Raw genomic sequence first — 23,079 nt, 5'->3', positions numbered from 1 at the left:
GCGCAGGTGAGGGACTTCCGCTGTTCCGACCGAGCCGGGTGGTTCGGTTCCGGACATGTCTTCGGTCACTGGGCGGACAATTGTCGTGAACACTCCTCGCGATTAGCGTAACGCCGCGTTCGGAAACACGACGATCGACCGAGGAGAACACCGGAACGGGCTGCGGGCCCGTCATCAAAAAGGCGAATGGAGACCCCGGCCCCATAGGTGTGGCCTATCGGTCCGTCGCATCCGAGCAATTACCCATTGACCTCCTGTTAACACATCTGACCAGGTGTCGGCCCCGCACGCGGGGTCGAACCCGGTCCGTCCCCTGCTGCCCGGAACGGGTCGAGGTGCCATGCGCTCCCTATTGCTGTTCGACGGTCTCGGTGGGAACAACGACACTTTGATAACAACCCTGCGAACGTTGCGCGCACGTCCCGAGAACACCGCGTTCTTCACCGCGGTGCAGTACGCGCTGGACGCCGCCGCCGAATACCTCGGACCGGTCGCGCTGCCCGGCGGGCTGCCGCTGGAGAAATGGCTCGACGGCGTCGACCCGCCCGCCCTGGACTCCACGGCGGCCGGCGCGTGCGTCCACGTGCACCAGCTCTGCCACCTCCAGCCGGCCGCGTGGGGCCCGGCGGACGGCGTCGTCGCCGCGCTCGGCCACAGCATCGGCCTGCAGGCCGCCGTCGTCGCGGGACTGCGGCCCACCCGGCTCGACGAGTTCCTGGACCTGGTCGCCGCCTCGGTCAGGCTCGTCGTGGTCAGCCTCGTCCGCGCCCACCAGGTCGCGCCCGACCCCGAGCCGGACCCGGCCCTCGTCGCCGCCTACCGGGGAAGCAGGGGCGCCGCGCCCGGCCCCATGGCGTCGGTCACCGGCATGTCCCGCGAGGAGCTCGACGACCTGCTGACCGGCACAGCCGACACAGCCGACACAGCCGACACAGCCGGCGCACCCGCCACCACCGTCACGCTCGGCCTGCTCAACGCGCCCACCGCGCACGTCCTCAGCGGACCCACCGCCGCGCTGCTCGCCCTGCGCGCGGCCCGCCCCGAGTTCGAACGCCCCGGCGTGACCTGGGCGTTCCTGCCCAACACGATCCCCTTCCACACCCCGGCCCTGGCGCCCGTGGTGGACCGGGTGCGCGCCGACGCCGACTTCACCGGCCCGTGGCCCACCCCCGACCGGCTCGCGATCCCGGTCTACGCCGCCGACGGGCCGCGCAACCTCCAGCACGCCGACGACCTCGTGGACGAGTACCTCCGGCAGGTCTTCGTCCGCCCCATCGACTGGGCACCCGCCGCCGGCCACGCCGTGGCCGACGCCGAGGTGACCCGGATCCTCGACTGCGGGCCCGGCGCGGGCGCCCGCCGCTTCACCCGCGAGTCCCTGCGCACGCGGGTGCGCTTCGAATCGGTCCGACCACCCCGCCGAGTTGGATAGGAGAACCGCCGTGCAGTGCCTTCTCTTCCCGGGCCAGGGCGTGCAGCGCAAGGGGATGGGCGCGGAGCTGTTCTCCCGCCACCCCGAGGCCACCGCCCTCGCCGACGACATCCTCGGGTACTCCATCGAGGAGCTGTGCCTGCGCGACCCCGAGCGCCGGCTGCGCGACACCCGCTACGCCCAGCCCGCGGTGTTCTTCGTCAACGCCCTGCTGGGCGTCGAGCGCACCGCCGAGCACCCCGGCCACGCCTACTTCGCCGGCCACAGCCTCGGCGAGTACAACGCGCTGGTCGCCGCGGGCGTGCTCGACCTCGCCGACGGGTTGCGGCTGGTCAAGCGGCGCGCCGAGCTGATGTCGGGCATCACCGGCGGCGGCATGTCCGCCGTGCAGGGCGTGCCCGCCGCGTTCGTCCGCCGGGCGCTGGTCGAGACCGGCCTGACCAAGGTGTTCGTCGCGAACCTCAACGCCGACACCCAGACCACCATCGCGGGCGACCGCGCCGAGCTGGCCGTCGCGGGCAAGGCCATCGCCGCGCTGCCGGGCTCCCGCGTCGTGCCGATCAACGTCAGCGGCCCGTTCCACACCCCGCTGATGGCGCCCGCCGAGGCCGAGTTCCGGGCCGTGCTCGCCGAGTTCGACTTCCGGCCCGCCACCACCCCGGTCGTCTCCAGCGTCACCGGCGGCCTGTTCGACGGCCCCGACCTGCTCGCCCGCCAGCTGTCCGCGCCCGTCGAGTGGGTGGCCGCCGTCAAGACCCTGCGCGCGGCCGGCGTCACCGACTTCGACGAGGTCCACGGCCAGACGCTCACCTCGCTCGTCAACAAGATCCACTGAGGGGAAAACACCCATGAACCAGGACATCGCGGTGGTCGGCCTCTCGGTGGACGTCCCCGGCGCCACCGACCTCGACTCCTTCTGGCAGCTGATCAGCACCGGCACCAGCACCAGCCGCCCGTTCCCGCCCGACCGCGCGGAGAAGCTCGCCGAGTACATCCGCTACCAGCGCGCCACCAGCATCGACCCGCTCGACGAGCCGGACATCGACTACCACAACGGCTACTTCCTCGACGTCGTCGACCACTTCGACCACGCCGCGTTCGGCATGAACCCCCGCCAGGCCACGCTCACCGACCCGCACCACCGCATGGTGCTGCGCGCCATGTACCTGGCGTTCGAGGACGCGGGCTACTCGCTGGACCGGCTGCGCGGCAGCCGCACCGGCGTGTTCGTCGGCTTCGCCGTCAACCCCGGCTCCACCTACCTCGACTACATCAGCCGCGTCGACCCGTCGGTCGGGCAGCAGGCCATCACCGGCAACATCCCGGTGATGCTGGCCAACCGGCTGTCGCACCACCTGGACCTGCGCGGCCCCAGCATGGTCGTCGACACCGCCTGCTCGGCCACCCTCGTCGCCGTGCACCAGGCCAAGAACGCCCTGCTGGTCGGCGACTGCGACATGGCCGTCGTCGGCGGCGCGCGCATCGTGTTCGCCCCGGTCAAGCACCGCCACTCCAACATCGGCATCGAGTCCTCCGACGGCGTCACCCGCACCTTCGACGAGGCCGCCGACGGCACCGGCTTCGGCGAGGGCTCCGGCGCGGTCGTGCTCAAGCGCCTGGACCAGGCCCTCGCCGACGGCGACCAGGTGTACGCGGTGATCAAGGGCAGCGCCGTCAACCACGACGGCAACACCGAGGGCATCACCAACCCCGACTCCGACTCGCAGGCCGACCTGCTGCTGGCCGCCTGGGACAACGCGGGCGTCGACCCGCGCACCATCGGCTACTTCGAGGCGCACGGCACCGCCACCCGCGTCGGCGACCCCATCGAGCACGAGGGCATGAAGCGGGCGTTCGCCAAGCACACCGCCGACCGCGGTTTCTGCGCCGTCGGCACGGTCAAGGCCAACGTCGGCCACCTGTTCGAGGGCTCCGGCGTGATCGGCCTGATCAAGGCCATCGCCGTGCTGCGCAACAAGGCAATCCCGCCGCAGGCGAACTTCGGCACCCCCAACCCGAAGCTCGACTTCGCCTCCGGCCCGCTCTACGTGCCGACCGAGCTGGCCCCGTGGGAGCCCGACGGGCCGCGCCGCGCCGGCGTGAGCGCCTTCGGCCTGGGCGGCGCCAACGCGCACGTCGTCGTGGAGGAGTTCACCGCCGTCGACGACCGGCCCGCCTCCGCCGGCGAGCACCTGTTCACCCTCAGCGCCGCCACGATCAAGTCCCTGGTCCGCACGGTCGAGCGCCACGTCCGGTTCATCGACGCCGGCGGCCTGGACGGCGTCGACATCGCCGACGTCTGCCACACCTCGCAGGTCTCGCGCGGCAGCCACCGGCACCGCGTCGCCGTCACCACCACCGACGCCGCCGACCTGCGGCACAAGCTGGTCGAACTGCTCGCCGAACGCCCCGCGCCGCTGCCCGACGGGCCGCTGGGCGACCAGGGCCGGGCGTTCCTGCGCGGCGGCGTCGTCGACTGGCGCTCCCTGCTCGGCGACCGGCGACCGCGGATCGTGCGCCTGCCGTCCTACGCCTTCGACGAGACCCTCGCCTGGGTGCAGTTCCCCGACACCTGGCGCGAGAACATGAACATCGCCACCACCGACGAGCGCCACCCCGTGACGCACGACGTGGAGTTCCAGGAGACCACGCCGGCGCCGCCCGCCGCGCGGCCCGCCACCGTGCTGGCCCTGGTCGACCCGGACACCGACGCCGAGGCGGTGCTGACCGCCGCCGGCCTGGGCGACGTGCGCTTCCTGCGGATCGGCGAGGACGTCGACCCCGGCACGCCGTTCGACCCGACCGACCCCGCAGCCCACGAGCAGGTCGCCCGCGTCGTCGGCGACGGCGTCACGCACCTCGTGCACGCCCTGGCCTTCGAGGACGCCCCGGCGACCGACGTCGCCGAGGTGCAGCGGCGCACCGCCAAGAACCTCGACAGCCTGTTCCTGCTCACCAAGGCGCTCATGGCGGCGGGCGTCAAGGTCGACCTCGCGGTGCTGACCAGGGGCGCGGTGTGCGCCGCCGACGGCGACCCGGCCGTGGTGGAGAACGCCGCGCTGGTCGGCTTCGGCAAGGTCGTCGGCCGCGAGTACCCCTACATCAAGGTCAAGCACGTCGACGTCGACCCGGCCGTGCCGCCCGCCGCGCTGCGCGCCGAGGTCCTCACCGAGCAGTACGGCGTGTTCCTGCTGCGCGGCGACAAGCGGCTGCGCGAGGTGTTCGTCGAGGTCCCCGAGGTGACCGGGACCGAGGCCCGCGACTACCTCAAGCCGGACGGCACCTACCTGATCACCGGCGGCACCGGCGCGCTCGGCCTCGCCGTGGCGAAGGACTTCGCCACCGCCCGACCCGGCGTGACGCTCGCCCTGCTCAGCCGCTCCGGCGTGCCGCCGCGCGAGCGGTGGGACGACCTCACCGCCGTGCCCACCGGCTCCGCCGCCGCCAAGCGCGTCGAGGCCGTGCGCGAGCTCGAAGCCCTCGGCGCCACCGTCGTCGTCCTCGCCGCCGACGCGGGCGACCCCGACTCCCTCGCCGGGGCCGTCACCGCCCTGCGCCGCGACCACGGCCGGGTCGACGGCATCGTGCACGCCGCCGGCCTGCCCGGCGGCAGCACCGTGATGTTCCGCCGGACCGAGGACTTCGACCGCGTCGTGCGCGCCAAGCTGCACGCCGCGTTCGTGCTCGACCAGCTCACCGCCGACGACCGGCCGGACTTCATCGCCCACTTCTCCTCGGTGGCCTCCGTCTTCCCCGCGCCCGGCCAGGCCGACTACGCCGCCGCCAACTACTACCTGGACAACCTCGCCCGGCACCGCGCCGGCGGGCCGACGCACGTCATCGCGCTCGACTGGGTCGCCTGGAAGGAGATCGGCATGGCCGTCGACTTCGGCACCAACGGCGACACCATGTTCAAGGCGCTGCCCACCAAGGTCGGCCTGTCCGTGCTCGACGCGGGCCTGCGCTCGGACCGCTCCCGGCTGTTCGCGGGCGAGCTGAACTACCGCGGCGAGCTGATCCACCTGCTGCGCTCCTACGACGTCGCCCTGTCGCCCGACATCGAGGTCAAGGTGGAGAAGGAGATGCAGGCGCTGGAGCAGCGGCTGCTCAAGGCGTCGGAGAAGACCCGCGCCACCGTCGCCGCCGTGTCCGTCGAGCTGGAGGGCCGCCCCGGCGGCGACTACAGCGACACCGAGCGCACCGTCGCCCAGTGCCTCGCGCTGGCGTTCGGCTACGAGACCCTCGACGTGGAGGCCGACTTCTTCGACCTCGGCGGCGACTCCATCATGGCCGCCACGGTCGCCGGCACCATCGCCGTCTGCCACGGCGTGAGCTACGACGTGGCCGACCTGCTCGCCGACCGCACCATCGCCGAGATCGCCTACCACGTCGAGGACCTCGCCGACTTCGCCGCCACGGAAGTCGCCTGATGACCGACCTGACCACCGGGCCGCCGCTGCGCCGCGTCCTCGGCTTCGCGCTGCCCCTCACCGCCGCCAACCTGCTCCAGCAGGGCTACGTGCTGGTCGACAGCATCGTCGTCGGCCACTACGTCGGCGTGGAGGGCCTGGCCGCCGTCGGCGCGGCCGGGCCGCTGTTCTACCTGCTCAACGCCATGTTCATCGGCCTGGGCACGGCGTTCACCATCCGGCTCGCGCACCTGCGCGGCGCGCAGCAGGACGGCGAGCGGCGCGGCGTCGTGCTCTCGCTGGCCCTGCTCACCGCCGTGTGGTCGGTGGGCTGCGTCGTGCTGGCCACCGTCCTCGCCCGGCCCGTGCTCGGGCTCATGGGCATCCACGGCCCGCTCGCCGACGCCTGCGCGGAGTTCATCGGCGTGCTGTCGCTGGGCTTCCCCGGCCTCTTCGGGTCCGCCGCGGTCAGCGCCTACCTGCGCGGCCTGGGCGACTCGCGGGCCGCGATGTGGGTGGCGGGCTTCGGCAGCATCGCCAACGCCGTGCTGGTGATGCTGTTCGTCGCCGGGCTCGGGATGGGCGTCGGCGGCGCGGCCCTGGCCACGGCGATCGCCGCCACCGCCGCGCTCGTCGTCGGCCTGCTGCACGCCCGCCGCGCCTACCCGGTGCCCCGCACGGGGGACCGGCCCGCCGTGGCGCGGGAGCTGCGCGACGCCGTGCGGCTCGGGTTCCCGCTGGCCAGCCAGCACATCATCCTCGCCCTGGGGATCATGGTGCTGGTCTGGATCATCCAGGCGTTCGGGCCGGTCGTGCTCGCCGCGTTCACCGTCGTGTCCCGGATCGAGCAGTTCACCGCGATGCTGTTCCTGGACCTCTCCGGCGCCGTCACCGCGTTCACCGCGCAGAACCTCGGCGCGCACGACCCGGCGCGGGCCCGGCAGGGGCTGCTCCAGACCCTCGGCCTGACCGTCGCGCTCACCGCCGTCGTGTCCGCGGCCGTGCTGCTCGCCCGCGGCCCCATCGCCGCCGTGTTCACCGACGACCCGGCCACCCGCGACCTGACCGAGCGCTACCTGCTGATCATCTTCCCGTTCTTCGCCCTCTACACGGTCATGGTGGTGCTGCACGGGCACCTCAACGGCTCGCGCCGCACCACCGCGCCGCTGGTCTGCACCGTCATCGCGTTCGTCGTCGTGCAGATCCCGTTCGCCTACCTGCTCAACGGCGTGTTCGGCATCGAGGCGGTGATGTGGGCGGTCGTCGCGGGCTGGACGGCCGGCCTGACCTACTCGGTGCTGTGCCTGCGCCGCGTCCTGTTCGACCGGACCCCCGAGGTGGTGCCGACGTGATCACCGAGAGCGCCGCCCGGGTCGAGTTCCACGGCGGCCGGGCCCGCACCGGCCCCGTGACCTGGGGGCAGCAGGGCACCTGGGACGGCATCCACGGGTGGCTGCCCGAGATCAAGCCGTTCTTCTTCCTCACCAAGTGGCTGCCCGTGCCGCTCCTGCTGGAGGTCGGCGACGTGCTCGACGTGCTCGGCGAACTCGTGCTGCGGCACGAGTCGCTGCGCACCCACTTCCGCACCAGCCCCAACGGCGAGGTCACCCAGGAGGTGCTGGGCTCGGGCACGCTGCCGGTGACCGTGCACGACCGGCCCGCCGACGACCCGGTCGAGTTCAGCGACGTCGTGGCCACCTGCTGGCGGCGCGGCAGCGCCACCCCGTTCGACCACGACCGCGAACTGCCGATCAGGCTGTCCGTCGCGCTGCACGAGGGCATCCCGGTGCTGGTCGTGATCGTCTTCTCGCACCTCGCCGCCGACCACACCGCCACCGACCTGCTGGCCGCCGAGCTGACCGCCCTGCTCCAGGCCCGCGTCGACGGCGTCCCGCCACCCCCGCCGCGCCCGGCGCTGCAACCGGTCGACATCGCGCTCGCCGAGCGCTCGCCCGACGGCCAGCTGCTCGGCGTGGACGCGCTGCGGCACCTGCGGGCCGCGCTGGACCGGATGCCGCCCGCCACCCCGGCCCGCGCCGACCCCGGGTCCCCCCGGTACGTGGGCGCCGACCTGGAGTCCGACGTCCTGCCGGTGGCCGTGCGCGCCGCGGCCCGCCGGTACCGCGTCACCACGTCGGTGCTCCTGCTGGCCGTCACCACCGCGCTGGTCCGCTGCGCCTGCCCCGGACCGCTGCACCGGCTGGACGTCATGCAGGGCAACCGCGCCACCCCCGAGCTGATGGGCAGCGTCACCACGCTGAACCAGGTGGTGCACACCGTGGCCGACCTGCGCGCGGACTCCTTCGCCGACCTGCTGGGACGTGCCGCGCGGACCATGTCCGACGCCCGCGCCCACGCCCGCTACGACAACCGGGCGGCGGCCCAGGTCGTCCGCGCGTGGGGCGGCGTCCTCGAACCGGGCACCCAGTTCAACGACATGTGGTCCACCCTGCCCCGGCCGCGCGGCACGGCCCGCCCCGACCCCGGCGCGACCGAGCTGACCTGGCCCGCCACCTCCGACGCCGAGAACATGCTCCTCTACCTCGACGTGCGGGGCACGCCGGAGCGGATGCGGCTCGGGCTCATGGCGGACACCGCGGTGCTGCCGCGCCCGGAGATCGGCGGGTTCCTGCTGGCCTTCGAACGGGTCGCGGTGGAACTGGCCGAGCACGACGTGCCGCTGGAGCGGATCGGGGAGCTGTTCGCCGAGCAGGCCGGGAGGGTGGACCGCTGACCAGGGCGCGGGGGAGCGGTACCGCCGGCCGCCCCCCGCGCCCCGTCACCGCCTGCGCTCGCCCCACCGGCGCATCAGCTCCAACGCCCGCAGGCCGACCGACGGCAGCACCGCGCCCGCCCGCGCCACCCCCGCCCGCCACGGCGGCACCGCCCGCACCAGCCGCCGGCCGTCGAGCATCGACACCGCCGCGTCCGCCACCCGCGACGCCGACAGCAGCGAGACGTTCGCGAACAGGATCGCCGAGCCGGGGTCCGGCCGGACCTCGCGCACCATCGCCGTGTCCGCCACGTCCGGGCAGCAGGTCAGCACCCTGATCGGCACCCCGGCCCGCCGCAGGTCGCCCTGGAGCCCCAGGCCGAAGTTCAGCACGCCGGCCTTCGTCGCCGCGTACAGCGCCAACCCCGGCACCGGCCCGTAGGCCGACATCGACGCGATGTTGAGCACCGTGCCGCCGGTGGCCCGCATCGCCTCCACCGCGACCAGGCTGCCGTGCACCACCCCGAGCAGGTTCACCTCGACCAGCCGCCGCACGGCGTCGTCACCGTGCTCCCACGCGTCCCCGGTGACCAGCACGCCGGCGTTGTTCACCCACAGCGCCAACCGCCCGATCCCGGCGGCCACCCCGGCGACGGCCCGGTGCGCGGCCGGGTCGCGCACGTCCGACACCACCCCGTGCCCGCCGATCGACGCCGCGACCTCGACCACGGACCCGTCGACGTCGGTCAGCACCACCTCGTACCCGCGTCCCCGCAGCCGCCGCGCGACCTCGAACCCGAACCCGCGCGCCGCCCCGGTCACCACCGCCACGTCCACCCGGACCACCCTATGGCCTGTCCGGCGGCGGGTGCCGGCTGTGGCGGACGCAGGCTGTGGCGGGCGCAGGCGTCGCCCCGCTCCGACCCCACCTGCCGAACGCGCCGCAGGAGATCAGCGACGGGCAGGTCTCAGCCGTACCGTTCGACGAGTGCGGTGCCGATCGAGGCCAAGTGGTCCCGCACACCCCCGGGGCCGGTCACCTCGAGCCATTCGACCAGCCCGGCGAGCTCGCCGGCGAGCGCGTACTCGTTGTAGCCGCGGATCACGACCTCGATGCGGCCGTCGGGCGCGGGACCTCCGACCTCGAGCCGGTCGCCGAGCACCATCCGGAGCCGCGCCATCCCGTCGGGTGCGCAGGTCGCCCGGATCTCCAGGGGCGTCCGCCTGCGTTCGACCTCGTCGGCGATCTCGCGCCAGCTCTCGGCGAGGTCGAAGTCGTCGGGTCGCTGCACGGGATCACCGGTCGGGTCGGCGGACGACACGCGGTCGACCCGGAAGGTCCGCCGGCCGGCGTCGGTGTTGCAGACGAGGTACCACCACGGGCCTTTGGCGACGATGCCCAGCGGGTGGGTGGTCCTCTCGGTCTCGGCGCCGTTGCCGTCGACGTAGCCGAGCCGCACCTGGACGCCGCGGATCACCGCGTCCTGGAGCTCGTCGAGGAAGCGGGGCGGCGGCCGGTGCTCGACCCGGCCCGACCCCCACCGTCGCGGGTCCACGACCAGCGACGACGCCGCCGCCTCGGCCTGCACCCGGAAGGGCTCCGGCAGGGCGCGGACGAGCTTGCGCAGCGCCGCTTTCACGGCCGGCGTCGCAGCCGAGGCCGGGCCGGCGACCAGGAACAGGGCGCGGGCCTCGCTCGCGGTCAGCCCGGACAGGTCGGTGCGGGCGCCGCCCACGAGGCGCCAGCCGCCGCCCCGGCCCCGTGTGGAGTAGACGGGCACGCCGGCCATGGCCAGGGCGTCGAAGTCACGGCGGGCGGTGCGCTCGGAGACCTCCAGCTCCCGGGCGACGGCCGCCGCCGTGAGCTGCTCGCGCTGTTGCAGCAGCAGGAGGAGGGCCATCAGCCGGTCGGCTCGCACAGCGCCAACACTCCCACGGGAAACCGGTCATGGGGTGACCTGTTTCGGTCGGCACGATGGCGACACGACCGCATCGGCCGTCAGCCGCGCCGACGCCGATGCCCCGAACGACAGAGAGGAAGTGCGATGTTCGATCCGACCGTCTTTCCCGAACCCGCCCTCGTGCCCGTCAACGGTGTGGAACTGGAGGTCTTCGAAGCGGGACGGGAGAACGCGGGAAGGCCCATCGTGCTCTGTCACGGCTGGCCGGAGCACGCTTTTTCCTGGCGCCACCAGGTGCCGGCCCTGACCGCGGCGGGCTACCACGTCATCGTCCCCAACCAGCGGGGCTACGGCAACTCGTCCCGTCCTGCCGAAGTGACGGATTACGACATCGAGCACCTGTCGGGCGACCTCGTCGCCCTCCTCGACCACTACGGCTACGAGGACGCCACCTTCGTCGGCCACGACTGGGGCGCGTTCGTCGTCTGGGGCCTGACCCTGCTGCACCCGGACCGGGTGAACGGCGTGGTGGCGCTGAGCCTGCCCTACCAAGAGCGCGGAGAGGTGCCCTGGATCGAGTCCATGGAGGCCGTGCTCGGCGCCGACTTCTACTTCGTCCACTTCAACCGGCGGCCGGGCGTCGCAGACGCCGTGCTCGACGAGCACACGGCCCGGTTCCTGCGCAACATGTTCCGGAAGAACCAGCCCCCGACACCGCCTCAGCCGGGTATGGCGATGATCAACCTCGCCAGGGCGGAGACGCCCCTCGGCGAGCCCGTCATGAGCGACCTCGAACTGGCCGTCTTCGTCTCCGCCTTCGAGTCGACAGGCTTCACGAGCAGCATCAACTGGTACCGCAACCTCGACCGCAACTGGCGCCTGCTGGCCGACGTGGACCCGGTCGTCCGGCAGCCCGCGCTCATGGTCTACGGCGACCGTGACGCGGTCCTGAGGTCCGAACGACTGACGGAGTTCGTGCCCGACGCGGAAGTGGTCGGCCTGGACTGCGGCCACTGGATCCAGCAGGAGAAGCCGGACGAGACGAACCGGGCGATCCTGGAGTGGCTGGACCGGCGGGCTGCCGCCCGCGGCGTGCCCGGTGGGCGGCAGGACCCGATGGGTGTCAGGATTCCGCGGGCCGGGAAGCCAGCCACAGCGCGTGCTCGCGGTTGACCGCCTCCTCGGCGGAGGCCACCGCCGCGGCCCACCCGTCCTCGTCCACGTCGCGCAGCTCGTCGTCCACCATCGCCAGCTCCCGCGCCGCCGCCGCGTACGTCGCCGCCAGCGCCGAGTGCCGCCTGAGCCCCATCCACGCCGCCCCGGCCGCCACCGCCGCCGCCAGCACGCCCGACAGGTCCAGCTCCCACAGCCCCAGCGCGCGGCAGCCGGCCAGGCCCAGCGCGACCAGCTCCCCGACGATCAACCCCACCCGCCAGCGCAGCGCGAGCCGGGCGTTGTCCCGTGCCCTGGCCGTGTACCAGGACTTCTGCTCCCGCACCCGGTGCTGCCGGTAGGCGGCCCGCCGCTGCTCGAACGGCAACCCGCGCAGCTCCACCATGCGCTCGGTGGTGTACGGGTCGTCCGCCGCCAGCGCCACCCGGTCCCGCCCCCGCGCCAGCACCTCCCGGACGCGCGACCGGAGCGCCGTCCGCGCCGCCCGCGCGTCCAGGTCGAGCGGGAACGGGTCACCCGCCACGGCGAACCGCCACGCCAGCGTCTTGACCCCCTCCGCGACCGCCCGCCCCCGGTACCAGTCCTCCTCCGGGTGGGTGAACGCCAGCACGACCTCGACGAGCAGCGCCAGCGCGAACCCCAGCACCGCCACGACCGCCCACACCTGCACCGCCCCGAGCTTCCAGCTCAGCGCGCCCCCGAGCGCCGCGAGGACGGCCCCCACCAGCCGCAGCCGGTTCCACCGCAACGTGCGGTCCCGGCCCACCGTGGCCGCCCCGTCCGCGTCGCGGTAGAAACCGGGCAGGTCCGCATCGGTCATCCGTCCCCCGTCGCCGAGCCGGGCACGACCGCCGCCCCCACGACGGCGCGCACCCCGACCCGACGATCATCCCACCGCACCGCTCCCGCCCGCCACGACGAACCGCAACACGAAAGAGCGCGTCACGGCACCGCGGGCAGGCTCGAACGCACCCAGCCCAGCATCCGCAGCCCGCCCAGGAGGGCGGCCTCACCGCCGCCCCACTCCACCGGCAAGGGCGGTCGGCGTTCTGCGGCCACGTCGAGGGTCGCCCGCGCCTCGCGCACGCCGGGCACGCCGTCCAGTTCGGCGGCGTCGAGGACCGCTCCTGCTTCCGTGGTGGTCCCCCCGCGCACGAGGTGGTGGTAGCGCAGCGCGTTCAGCACGGTGCGCGCCACCAGCCAGGCGACCCACACCGGATCGGCGTGCGGGGACGCCGCGGTGAGCTGCGTCCACAGCACCGCTCTCACTTCCTGGAACCACGGTCCTGCGGCCGCCAGCAGTTCCCGGCGCGCGGGGAACACCACGCCGCAGTCCTCCAGGTCGCCCAGCACGGGGAGGCGCTCGGACAGGAGCCTGGCCCGCAGGAGCGGCGCACCGGACAGCGCCGCGGCAGTGTCGACGTTGACCCTCAGCCCGGCGACGTGCCGGTGCATCGAGCGGGCCAGGTGCACCCAACGGGGGCTGTCGTCGGTCACGAGCACCACCAGATCGATGTCGCTGTGCCTGGTGAACGTCTCCGCGGACAGGAACGACCCGGTCAGCACCGCGGCTCGAACCCCGGCTTCGTCGGCCAGCCTGGTGCGCGCCCAGTCGGCCACCTCCCCGGGTTCGAGCGCGGGTGGACCCAGCGCGACCAGCGGGTCCAGTGCCCCCGGACCGTCCGGGACCGGTGGTCGGGCCCGCACCACCACCCGGGTCGCCGGTCCGAGCATGCCGCGTGCTGCGGCCGCGATCATCGTCGCGGCGGTCGTGGGTACCGGTGACCCGGTGTCGTGGCGCACCTCCACGACACCGTCGTCGTCCTGTGCGACGTCCACGCCCACCAGGTCGAGGTGGGTGAGCAGCTTGGTGAAGTCGAGCGTCGTGGTGCGCCGCCCCGTCCCACCCGTCGCGACCACGCGGGTGACGCGAGCGCCGTCCAGCCGGAAGCGCCGACCCGCCTCACCGCACGAACAGGCGCCGTCAACCCACCGCGCCCGGTCGCCGACCACGTACCGCAGCAGCGGCATCGCCCGGTTCACGGTAGAGGTCAGCACCACCGCGCCCTCCTCTGCGGGGTCGCCCCGGTCGTCCACCAGTTCCACCGCCACGCCCTCGGCGGCGTGGTAGACCGGTGCGGCCTCGCACAGCACCCCGGCGATCCCGACCTCCGCGGTCACGTACATGGCGGTCGCGGGGCAACCGAACGCGGCGCTCACGCGCTCCCGCACCGCCTCGTCCACGGTCTCACCGGACATCACCACGAGCGCCGCGCCCAGCGGTGCGGACGACCCGACGCGATCGGCGATCGCGGACAGCACCCACGGCATACCCGTCACGACCTGCCCCCGCACCTCGCGCACGCACTCCGCGAAGCGGGCCTCGGGCAACCGCCACGCGCGGCTGAGGTTCCACTTCACCAGGCGACCCGGCACCCGACCCGGGTACGCCAGGCTCCGCGTGGTCGCGCTCGCGTGCAGGGTGAGGTGGAAGACGGCGAGGTCCGGGTCGCGCGCGTCCGGCGCGAGGACCGAGACCCGCCTGCCCAGCACGGCCCTCTCGAACTCCTGCGCCCGTTGGTCCACGAGCACCTCGACGGGCAGGCCGCTCGTGCCGCTGGTGCGGCTGCGCCGCCACGTCGTGGTGTCGCCTTCGGCGGACCACAGGCGGGCATGTGCCGCGCGCACCTCGGCCCGGGGCAACAGGGGGAGGCCACGCAGTACGTCCGGTGCGGTGGCGTCGGTGATCCGCGCTCCGCGCAGGGCGCGCTGGTAGTGGGGAACGTGGTCCCGCGCGTGTCGGAGCAGGTCGGCGAGCCGGGCGTCCCCGTTCACGAACTGGGCGTCCTCGTTCATCCGGAGAGGTCCGTTATCACTTCCTTGTCCGTCTGCGGCAGGAAGTCGCCCAGTTCGGAGAGGTCGTGCCCGCCGGTGGACCAGAAGGCCGTCAGCTCCGCGATCCCGGGGCCGGGGCCCCGGTAGACGGCCCGCACGGTGTACTCGACCACCGCGATGAACTTCATCAGATCCGCGGTGGTGCCGCCGTCGGCCTCCCAGCCGGAGAGCAGCTCCCGACCCGGGTCCGATTCCGCGGGATCGGACACGGTCTCGTCCTTCGCGCTGCGCCGCGAGGTGTGCTTGACGTACCGCCCGAGCGCGTCCAGCGTGGGCGCGGTCAACCCCTCCGGGGCGCACCGCTCGAAGAAGTCCAGGTACCGCTGGGGGACCTGGGCCTTCCGGAACGTGTAGAGCACCTGCTCGCGATCGACCGTGCTCACGTGATCTCCGAACCCGGCACCGGACCCGGTGCCGTCCACTTCGAGTGTCCCGCGCCGAAGCGCTCCATCCGCCACAGCGTGCGCGCGACCGCCTCCCGCACCGCCGGGTCGCGGGCCCACTCCGCCGCGGCGCGGCGGACCAGGTGCAGGGCCTGCGCGGGGAACCCGGCCTCTTCGGCGAGCAGTGCCCGCAGGTGCAGTGCGCGCGGGAGTTCGGTGTCGGTGCCCGCCCACATCCGGTTGATCAGGGCGTCCAGTCGAGCGGCCGCCTGTTCCGGACGCCCTGATTCCATGTCGCACAGCGCGAGGTTGATCTCGGCCTCCAGCCGCTGCGGCGCGTCGGCCGGCGTCGCGCGGTCGAGCGCGGACCGGAAGTGCTCGGCGGCGACCTCGTGCTCACCGAGCCGCAGGTGGATGTTGCCGAGCAGCTTCAGCCCCACGAACTGCCCGTGCTCGTCCTGCTGTTCGGCGTACAGCTCGACGCTTCGCCGCGCCTCGCGCTCGGCGTACGCGGAGTCGCCCTGGCGGAGGGCCAGGAACGCGCGGTGCGAGTGCAGTTCGGCCCGGGTCTTCGCCGAGCCGTGCTCGCCGACCCGCTGCTCCGCCTCGTGCAGCAGCGCGCCCGCGAGTTCCAGGTCGCCCTGCTGCGCGACCTTGCGGACGAGCCGGCACCGCAGGGCGACACCGCCCGCGTGGTCGCCCTGCGCGTCCAGCGCGTCGATCAGCACTCGGGTCACGGCGAGGTAGTCCGGCCAGTGCCCCTGGCGGTTGACCCGGTCGGCCAGACCGTCACGCAGGATCGCCTCCAGTTCGGCGAACTCGCCGTGCTCCAGGGCGTTGCGGGCGAGCACCGGCAACGCGGCCGCCAGATCGCGCCCGAGCACGCCGTCCGCCGGTCCCGCGGCGGCGCGGACGGCCGCGGCAAGGTCGGCGAAGGCGGCGCGGAGGTCCTCGGCGGGCAGTACCGAGACCACCACCGCAGGCACCTCCACCACGACCTGGCCCTGGGCCACCAGTGCGAGGTCGTTCAGCCTGCGCAGGGCCGGTGCCGCGACGGAAGGGACGACCAGGCCGGCGTCGAGCAACCCGGACAGAGGCACCCCCGCGGTGGCGACGAAGCTCGCGAGCACCCGCCGGTCGCCGGGGTCCGTGCCCGCGACGAGGGCGGCCACCGGTCGGATCTCCCGGAGCACCGCCTCCGGCAGTGGCTGGGCGACCAGCAGCCGCACGGGAGTGCGCAGGCTTTCGGCGACGAACGCGCGCAGAGACCCGGGCAGCGCCGCCACCGGACCGGGGATGAACCCGACCAGCCGGTCGCCGTCCACGGGCTCGTGCCCGCCCCCGGACTCGTGAGCGATGATCGCGCGCACCTCGTCCGCGTCCAGCGGGCGCACGGCGATCGTCCGGGCGGGCGAAGCCGGACCGGGGTGGGCCGACGAGGTCGCCACCACGGCGGTGTCGGGTTCGAGGGAGAGCGCCTCGGCGAGGTCGTCGGCGGATGTCCCCGGCGCGATGCCGTCCAGCACGACCAGGCGCGGTGCGGGGGCCGCGCGGACCTCGTCCACGATCCGGGCGGCCTGCTCCGCGTCGAGCCCGTCCGCGCGGTGCGCGGACACCGACGCCCAGCCGGTCAGGCCGGTCACCGCGTCGCACAGCACCGTCGTCTTGCCCGAGCGCGGCAGGCCGAACAGCACCACCAGCCGGTCGCCGGCGTCGAGGGAGCGTCGCACCGCGTCGATCAGCACCGTCCGGGGCGTGCCCGTCCGGCGGACCCCGAGGGTGCGCCACGGGTCCGGGGGCGGGATCGCCGGGACCTCGTCGAGCAGCGGCAGCACGTGCCGCCTCAGCGCGACGTACGCATCGCTGTCGGAGGTCTCCGGGCGCACTACGGACGAGTGGTCACCGGAGATGACGTGACCTTCCGGGAAGTAGCTCAACGCGGACTGCGGCAGGACCACGTTGTCCTTCTCGCCCGCGTAGACGTCCACCGGCACGGGGTACTCCGCCGGCCCCTTCGACCTGGCGTTGACGATCCGGTTCAGCACGATCGACTGCGTCTTGGTGACCTGCTTGTCCAGGACCCGCAGACTGCGTTCCTGCGGGTTGTCCAGTGCCGCGCCCAGCACCCGGCGAAGCGACTTGACGAACTCCGAGCCGTTGTTCGGGCAGGCGAACATCACCACGTGCCCGATGCGCGCCAGGTCCTCGCCGCGGCCGCGCTCGAGCACCGAGACCAGGTAGCGCTGCACGATGAGGCCTCCCTGGCTGTGCGACACCAGCGCGATCGAGGAGTGGCGCCCGGTCCGCAGCTCCAGGAAGGTGCCGAGCTTCTTGGCGCAGTCGTCGATGTCGGGGATGCGCTGAGCGGGAAGCGGTGCGGCCTTCGGGCTGAAGTACTCGAAGTGCAGCACGTCCACCCCGGTCAGCGCCGGGTCGGCGGCGACCAGGCGATCGAAGTCGGACCACACCCCGCGGTCGGAGAGGATCCCGTGGACGAACACCAGTGCCACCGACATGCGCGCGGGGTGCCCTCCTCCGTGGTCGTCGCCGCGGAAGTCGCCCTCGCGCGGAGCCACCCACTTGATAGCACCGCTCACGCGAGGGCAGGGCGCATTAATGCGCCTTGACGGGGGTGATCTCCGCGCGCGCGAACTCCCCGGTCCCGGCGCCCGCCACCGCGACCAGCGCGCCCGAGGGCGACCACACGCCGGAACGGCCCGCCGCGCGGTCGAAGCCCTCGCCGGTCGAGCCGGCGAAGCTCGCCAGCGCCACCCACACGCCGTGCGACTCGGCGATCCGCCGCGCGCGCTCGCGCACCGACGGCCCGTCCGCCTCGTGCTCCAGCACGCCCGCCGCGTACACGTCCACGCCCAGGGCGGCGGTGGCGGCGGCGTGCTCGGGCACGCGGACGTCCTTGCACACGGCCAGTCCCAGCCGCACGCCGCCCACCTCCACCACCGCGGGACCGTCACCGGGCACGTAGTGCGCCGGCTCGTCCCCGCCCAGCCACACCTTCCGGTACACCACCCGCACGCCCGCGCCGGTCACCTCCAGCACGCCGATGGACGGCCCGGGGACCGGCGCGCCCGCGAACGCCACCGCGCCGGTCTCCGCGCACGCGTCCACCAGCGGCCCGAGGGCGTCGAACGGCGTCACCGGCGCGTCGAAGTGGTAGCCGGTCAGCGACAGCTCCGGGAACACCACCACCCCCGCCCCGGCCGCGCGCACCGCCTCGGCGTGGGCCACCGCGTTGGCGGCCACGTCACGGGGGGTGCAGCGCGGCTGGGCGACGGCGACGGTGATCACGGCCCGACCCTACGCGGCAGGTCAGGAGCAGCGGTAGTGCGCGGGCCGGTCCGCCTCGACGCCGACGATCGTGCGCTCGTCGTCGCTCAGCCCGGTCAGCGCGAAGCGGGCCGCGATGGGCTGGGCCACGAGCACCCCGTCGCGCCAGAGCATCACGCGCTGCGACGAGCCCACGAAGCCGTAGCCGGCGATCGTGCCGTTGCCACCGAGGGAGATCCCCTCGACGGCGGGCCTGCCGAAGGTGCGGACGACCGAGCCCCGCACGTCCCACTCGGCCACGGCGCCGCCGTAGTTCGGGGCGATGTCGAGCCTGCCGACGACGCGGCCGTCGCGGATGTCGCGCGGGACTGCGACGCCGTCGACGCCGGGCGCGGCGAGCTTCGTCCACCGGCCGTCGGGGCTGATCACGTAGCTGCCGCCCGGGGAGACGCCGACGACGACGCGCCCCTGCTCGTCGATGTCGACGAGGGAGATGCCGTGGGCGTCCGGCATGGTCACCTCGCGGTAGGTGCCCGGCGCGTCCCCCGGCCACACCACCAGCGTGCTCTTCGCCGCGCCGACGGTGCCCCACCCGATGACGTCGCCCCTGTTGTTGACGTGCGAGGCCCACGAACCCGTCCACGCCGGGTTGGCCGGCAGGTCGGTCATGGTGCCGTCGTGGGCGACGGTGACGGCGTGGAACCGCTGGCCGACGTACATGTTGCCGACCACCAGCCCGGACGCGTTCACGTCGCTGAAGTAGGGCACCTGGCCGGCACCCCGCATCACCACCTCGCCGTTGTCCCACAGCGTCGCCCGGGGGTCGACGAGGCCGTCGCCCCAGAAGAAGTCGAGCCCGGTGTTGCCCACCGCGTACCGGCCGCCGTCGTAGCCCGTGATCTCGCCGGCCTCGGCGCCCTCGGGCAGCTCCCACAGCGTCTTCTGCCACGTGCAGGCCACCGCGCCCGCCGCACCTGTCGCGCCCGCCTGGCCGGTCGGCAGCGACACCAGCGCCGCGCCGAGCGCGACCGCCGCCAGCAGCCGCCCCGTTCGTCGTTTCACCACGAAGAAGTCCTTTCCCCGGTGAAGAACCAACATCGAGAGGCGAGTCTGGCAGCGGTCGCGCGCCGGACCGGGTGCGCCGCCGCCGGGCACTTCGGGTCTCACCGCGGCACGCGCGACCAGTCCACGCCCGAACCCAGGTGGAACGACGGGTACGAGGGCTGGTTGTAGGTCGTCTGCTGCCGCGCCACCTCCACCCGGTACTGCGGGTCGTGCATCAGCGTGTAGAGCTTGTGCGCCGTCACCTCCGCGCTGAGGTGGAACCGCAGCGCGCCGCTGTCGGCGGTGCGCACCACCAGCTCCTCCCGCCAGTCGCCGAACACGTCGGCGACCAGCGACGGGTTGCCCTTGGTGCCGTTGTTGGCCCGGGTCCCCGCGGCGGTCAGCAGCGTGCCGCGCCGCCAGTCCTCCACCGTCGGCGTCACCTCGCCCGCCCCCGCGACGACCTGCGTGGTCAGGTCGGCCGCCCACCGGATGCTCTGGTTCGTGCCGGGGATCGAGGCCGACAGCCGCCGCCCGTCCGCCGACCACAGGCCGACCGCGTTCGCCCCGCCCGGCGCCGACGCCCACGTCTCCAGGCCCGGCTCGTCCGGCAGCACGTCGCCGACCATGCCGCGCCCGGTGTCGACCCCGGTGTACGCGCCGTGGAGCACCCGGCCGGTCGCCGCGTCGCGCAGCGAGTAGCCGTACGGCGCGGACGTGCCGCCCTCGTGCACCATGTAGATCTCCAGGCCCGGTCGCGCCGGGTCCACGTCGGTGACGTGCAGCGCGTCGCCGTGGCCCAGCCGCGCCGTCGCGCCCGGGTTCGCGCTGCCCGGCGGCAGCACGCCCGACGAGCTGTAGAGCAGCGACCCGTCGTGGTCGATCGTCGAGGCGCCGTAGACGACCTCCTGCTTCCCGTCGCCGTCCACGTCCGCCACGCTCAGCGAGTGCGCGCCCTGCGTGGCCAGCGAGCCGTGCGTCGGCGAGGTCCCGTCCCGGCCGTGCGGCGAGTCGTCGAACGGGTTCGCCATCGGCACCCACCCGCTGTCGACGAGCCAGTCCCGCCGCAGCTCGCGACCGGTCCACCGGTAGGCGACCAGCGTGGAGCGCGTGTAGTAGCCGCGGGCGAAGACCGCCGACGGGTGCTTGCCGTCGAGGTGAGCGACCCCGGCCAGGAACCGGTCGACGCGGTTGCCCGGCTCGATGCGCGGCATCGCGTAGTCGCCCCACATGAGCCCGTCGTCGTGCCGCCCCGGCTCGTAGCGCACGGTCTGCAGCTCGCGGCCGGTCGCGCCGTCCAGGACGGTCAGGTACTCGGGTCCGTCGAGCACGAACCCGGCGAACGCCCGCAGGTTGTTGCGCGCGCTGCGACCCGGCGCGTAGACGTCCACGAAGTGGTCGACCAGCGCGCGGGCGTCGGCGTCCGACAGCGGGTAGGCGTAGCGGGGCTCGACGCCGAACGCCCGCTCCAGCGTCGCGGGCCACCGCCCGGCCACCACCTCCGGGTGCGCGTGCCAGCCGCGGAACAGCCGCACCAGGTGCTCGTAGTAGCCCGCCGCGCTGAGCCGGTGGTCGTCGGTGTGCGCGTAGCCCGCCCGGACGTCCTCGCGGGGCATCGTCACGTACCGCCGCGACACCGCGTTCCCGTGCCGGTCGTAGCGGGTGACGTTCGTGCCCGGCGCGGTCTTGACCATCATCTCCGCGCGGCCGTCGCCGTCGAAGTCGTACACGGGGAACTGCGTGTAGTGCGCCCCCGAGCGGATGTTCACGCCCAGGTCGACGCGGTGCAGCAGGGTGCCGTCGAACCGGTAGGTGTCGAGGTAGGTGGGGCCCGTGTAGCCGACCTGCGAGACGTCCTTCGAGTTCGACGGGTCCCACTTGACCACGTACTCGTACGAGCCGTCGCCGTCCACGTCGCCCACGCTCACGTCGTTGGCCGAGTAGGTGTACGCCTCGCCGGTCGGGGTGACGCCGTCCGCCGGTCTGCGCAGCGGCAGGTCGTACGAGCCGCCCGCCCACGGCGCGACCGGTCGGCTGCGCGTGCCTTCGCGACCCCGCACCACCGGCGCCACGCGGTACTCCGCGCCCGGCGCCGGGTCGAGGTAGTTCGTGCTGTCGGTGACGGTGGCCACCCGGCGGCCGTCGCGGTACACGGCGAACGCCGGGCCGGCCAGGCCGGTGGCGGTGTGCCCGGTGACCTCGTGGCGCAGCAGCCGCCAGCTGAGGAACACCCCGTCGTCGGTGCGCGCGGCCACCAGGCCGCGGTCGAGCCGCTCCAGGCGGGGACCGCCGCCGGACGCCAGGGCCGGGGGAGCGGGCAGGACGAGCGCGAGGGCCGCGAGGGCGGCGAGCAGGGGTCGGACGCGGGTCATCGGCGGCCTCCAGGGGCGCGACGGTGCGCGAGGTGCGTGACGGTGCCACACGATGAACCGTTTCAACAGGAATAGCAAGGGAAACTGTCCGTCCACTTGGGCTGGAAAGCGCTATCCTTGACGCCGTGACGTGGCTCACCTAGGTTGTTTGAACCGATTCAAACCGAAAGGTGAGGGCGATGGGACGAGTGTCTCGCCGCGGCGCGGCCGGCCTGCTGGTGTCGCTGGTGTCGCTGACCGCCGTGCTGTCCGGGTGCGGCGGCGGTGGCTCCGGCGACGGCCCGGTCACCCTGCGGTTCGTCTGGTGGGGCAACGAGGACCGCGCCAAGGTCACCAAGGCGGCGGTCGACGCGTTCCAGGCGGAGAACCCCGGCATCAAGGTCGAGACCGAGTACAGCGGCTACGACGCGTACTTCCAGAAGCTCTCCACCCAGGTCGCCGGCGGCGCCGGACCCGACCTGCTCCAGCTCGACCGGGCCACCATCGGCGAGTACGCGGGCCGCAACGTGCTGGCCGACCTCGGCCCGCACGTCGGCGGCGCGCTCAAGGTCGACAAGATCCCGGCCAACCTGCTGGAGGGCGGCAAGGTCGACGGCAAGCAGTACGCCGTCGCCGCGGGCGCCACCACGCAGATGCTGATCTACGTCCCGTCGCTGTTCACGGCCGCGGGCGTGACCGCCCCGAGCGCGCCCGGCGAGAAGTGGACCTGGGCGGGGTTCACCGAGGCCATGAACAAGATCGGCGCGGCCGGGGCCGTGTCGGGCACCACCGACTTCGGCTGGGCCATCGACTGGTTCGAGGTGTGGCTGCACCAGCACGACAAGTCGCTCTACACCCCCGACGGCAAGCTCGGCTTCACCGCCGGCGACCTGGCCGAGTACTGGGAGCTGATCGGCGCGATGCGGCCCGGCAAGGGCGTCTCCGCCGCCGAGGTGACCACCAAGATGGACGGCTCGGTGCAGAACTCCGGCATCGTCACCAAGCAGACCGCCTCCGAGATCGGCTACGACTCCAGCGTCACCGGCTACTTCGGCGCGTTCGGCGACGACCTCGCGCTCGCCCCGCTGCCCAGCGACGCCGAGGAGAGCGGCATGGCCGCGCTGCCGCCGGTGTCCTTCGCGGTCTCACAGCGCTCGAAGAACAAGGACGCCGCGGTGAAGCTGCTCGACTTCCTGCTCAACGACCCCGAGGCGGGCGCTCTGCTCGGCGCCTCGCGCGGCGTGCCGCCGAACGAGGAGGTCCGCGCGCGGGTCTGCGCCGACGCGACCGGCGGCAGCAAGGCCGTCTGCGACTACGAGGCCGCCCAGCAGGACAAGATCGGCCCGGCGTTCGGCGCCTGGCCCACCGGCTCCTCCGCCGTCAAGCGCGACTTCCAGCGCACCTACGACGACGTCATCTTCAACCGGGTGGGCGTCGCCGACGCCGCGGAGCGGGTCGTCCAGGACGCCGAGCAGTCCCTGGGGTCCTGACCG

16 protein-coding genes are annotated in these 23,079 nt (G+C 73.7%); 7 read left to right on the top strand and 9 right to left on the bottom strand.

Annotation, left to right across the window (positions count from 1 at the left end; translation table 11 throughout):
• Positions 1–409 precede the first annotated feature (409 nt).
• From ACRAKJ_RS21530 to ACRAKJ_RS21510, 5 genes are read left to right on the top strand one after another with little or no spacing between them, the layout of a single operon-like run.
• On the top strand, positions 410–1,432 hold the full coding sequence (locus tag ACRAKJ_RS21530) for a hypothetical protein (RefSeq protein WP_438922983.1): 1,023 nt from the start codon (positions 410–412) through the stop codon (positions 1,430–1,432).
• A gap of 10 nt (positions 1,433–1,442) precedes the next feature.
• Positions 1,443–2,267: an acyltransferase domain-containing protein gene (locus ACRAKJ_RS21525; protein ID WP_438922984.1), complete on the top strand. Its 825-nt coding sequence runs from the start codon at positions 1,443–1,445 to the stop codon at positions 2,265–2,267.
• A 13-nt stretch (positions 2,268–2,280) separates the two neighbouring features.
• Positions 2,281–5,862 (top strand): SDR family NAD(P)-dependent oxidoreductase, encoded by a 3,582-nt coding sequence (locus ACRAKJ_RS21520; protein ID WP_438922985.1) that lies wholly within the window; start codon positions 2,281–2,283, stop codon positions 5,860–5,862.
• Positions 5,862–7,193 (top strand): MATE family efflux transporter, encoded by a 1,332-nt coding sequence (locus ACRAKJ_RS21515; protein WP_438922986.1) that lies wholly within the window; start codon positions 5,862–5,864, stop codon positions 7,191–7,193. Before ACRAKJ_RS21520 ends, ACRAKJ_RS21515 begins: the two co-directional genes overlap by 1 nt.
• Positions 7,190–8,575: a hypothetical protein gene (locus tag ACRAKJ_RS21510; RefSeq protein WP_438922987.1), complete on the top strand. Its 1,386-nt coding sequence runs from the start codon at positions 7,190–7,192 to the stop codon at positions 8,573–8,575. The genes ACRAKJ_RS21515 and ACRAKJ_RS21510 overlap by 4 nt, the downstream gene beginning before the upstream one ends.
• Positions 8,576–8,620: 45 nt before the next feature.
• Here the strand turns inward: ACRAKJ_RS21510 and ACRAKJ_RS21505 are convergent, their stop codons facing one another.
• On the bottom strand, positions 8,621–9,391 hold the full coding sequence (locus ACRAKJ_RS21505; protein ID WP_438922988.1) for an SDR family NAD(P)-dependent oxidoreductase: 771 nt from the start codon (positions 9,389–9,391) through the stop codon (positions 8,621–8,623).
• Positions 9,392–9,522: 131 nt separating this feature from the next.
• On the bottom strand, positions 9,523–10,473 hold the full coding sequence (locus ACRAKJ_RS21500; protein WP_438922989.1) for a WYL domain-containing protein: 951 nt from the start codon (positions 10,471–10,473) through the stop codon (positions 9,523–9,525).
• A 126-nt stretch (positions 10,474–10,599) separates the two neighbouring features.
• Here ACRAKJ_RS21500 and ACRAKJ_RS21495 point away from each other — a divergent pair, with 126 nt between their 5' ends.
• Positions 10,600–11,628: an alpha/beta fold hydrolase gene (locus ACRAKJ_RS21495; RefSeq protein WP_438922990.1), complete on the top strand. Its 1,029-nt coding sequence runs from the start codon at positions 10,600–10,602 to the stop codon at positions 11,626–11,628.
• On the opposite strand, the gene ACRAKJ_RS21490 is transcribed toward ACRAKJ_RS21495, so the two are convergent.
• From ACRAKJ_RS21490 to ACRAKJ_RS21460, 7 genes are all read right to left on the bottom strand, one after another.
• A complete protein-coding gene (locus tag ACRAKJ_RS21490; protein ID WP_438922991.1) occupies positions 11,579–12,448 on the bottom strand; it encodes a DUF4231 domain-containing protein in 870 nt (289 codons plus the stop codon). The genes ACRAKJ_RS21495 and ACRAKJ_RS21490 overlap by 50 nt on opposite strands.
• A 122-nt stretch (positions 12,449–12,570) precedes the next feature.
• A complete protein-coding gene (locus ACRAKJ_RS21485) occupies positions 12,571–14,484 on the bottom strand; it encodes a hypothetical protein (RefSeq protein WP_438922992.1) in 1,914 nt (637 codons plus the stop codon).
• The gene (locus tag ACRAKJ_RS21480) at positions 14,481–14,906 is read right to left on the bottom strand and encodes a hypothetical protein (RefSeq protein ID WP_438922993.1); all 426 of its coding nucleotides are present in this window, start codon (positions 14,904–14,906) and stop codon (positions 14,481–14,483) included. The genes ACRAKJ_RS21485 and ACRAKJ_RS21480 overlap by 4 nt, the downstream gene beginning before the upstream one ends.
• Positions 14,903–17,422, bottom strand: coding sequence for a hypothetical protein (locus ACRAKJ_RS21475; protein WP_447008636.1), 2,520 nt, complete (start codon positions 17,420–17,422; stop codon positions 14,903–14,905). Before ACRAKJ_RS21475 ends, ACRAKJ_RS21480 begins: the two co-directional genes overlap by 4 nt.
• A gap of 97 nt (positions 17,423–17,519) precedes the next feature.
• Positions 17,520–18,212 carry a carbon-nitrogen hydrolase family protein gene (locus ACRAKJ_RS21470; RefSeq protein WP_438922995.1) on the bottom strand — a complete coding sequence of 231 codons (693 nt, stop codon included), beginning with the start codon at positions 18,210–18,212 and terminating at the stop codon, positions 17,520–17,522.
• A gap of 21 nt (positions 18,213–18,233) precedes the next feature.
• A complete protein-coding gene (locus tag ACRAKJ_RS21465) occupies positions 18,234–19,256 on the bottom strand; it encodes a hypothetical protein (protein ID WP_438922996.1) in 1,023 nt (340 codons plus the stop codon).
• Positions 19,257–19,354: 98 nt separating this feature from the next.
• Complete coding sequence (locus ACRAKJ_RS21460) at positions 19,355–21,607, bottom strand: rhamnogalacturonan lyase (protein ID WP_438922997.1); 2,253 nt, start codon at positions 21,605–21,607, stop codon at positions 19,355–19,357.
• 179 nt (positions 21,608–21,786) lie between these two features.
• On the opposite strand from ACRAKJ_RS21460, the gene ACRAKJ_RS21455 reads away from it, so the two are divergent.
• Positions 21,787–23,076, top strand: a complete 1,290-nt coding sequence (locus ACRAKJ_RS21455; RefSeq protein WP_438922998.1) for an extracellular solute-binding protein — start codon at positions 21,787–21,789, stop codon at positions 23,074–23,076.
• Positions 23,077–23,079: the final 3 nt, after the last annotated feature.

The sequence above is a fragment of the Saccharothrix sp. DSM 118769 genome, from assembly GCF_052936295.1.
The sequence above is the reverse complement of the archived record's forward strand: the minus strand, read 5'-3'. Positions and strand labels throughout refer to the sequence as shown.

Coding starts and splice junctions, on each gene's coding strand:
- ACRAKJ_RS21495 (WP_438922990.1), top strand. CDS start 10,600: ATGTTCGATCCGACCGTCTTTCCCGAACCCGCCCTCGTGCCCGTCAAC.
- ACRAKJ_RS21475 (WP_447008636.1), bottom strand. CDS start 17,422: ATGTCGGTGGCACTGGTGTTCGTCCACGGGATCCTCTCCGACCGCGGG.
- ACRAKJ_RS21455 (WP_438922998.1), top strand. CDS start 21,787: ATGGGACGAGTGTCTCGCCGCGGCGCGGCCGGCCTGCTGGTGTCGCTG.
- ACRAKJ_RS21490 (WP_438922991.1), bottom strand. CDS start 12,448: ATGACCGATGCGGACCTGCCCGGTTTCTACCGCGACGCGGACGGGGCG.
- ACRAKJ_RS21485 (WP_438922992.1), bottom strand. CDS start 14,484: ATGAACGAGGACGCCCAGTTCGTGAACGGGGACGCCCGGCTCGCCGAC.
- ACRAKJ_RS21460 (WP_438922997.1), bottom strand. CDS start 21,607: ATGACCCGCGTCCGACCCCTGCTCGCCGCCCTCGCGGCCCTCGCGCTC.
- ACRAKJ_RS21520 (WP_438922985.1), top strand. CDS start 2,281: ATGAACCAGGACATCGCGGTGGTCGGCCTCTCGGTGGACGTCCCCGGC.
- ACRAKJ_RS21515 (WP_438922986.1), top strand. CDS start 5,862: ATGACCGACCTGACCACCGGGCCGCCGCTGCGCCGCGTCCTCGGCTTC.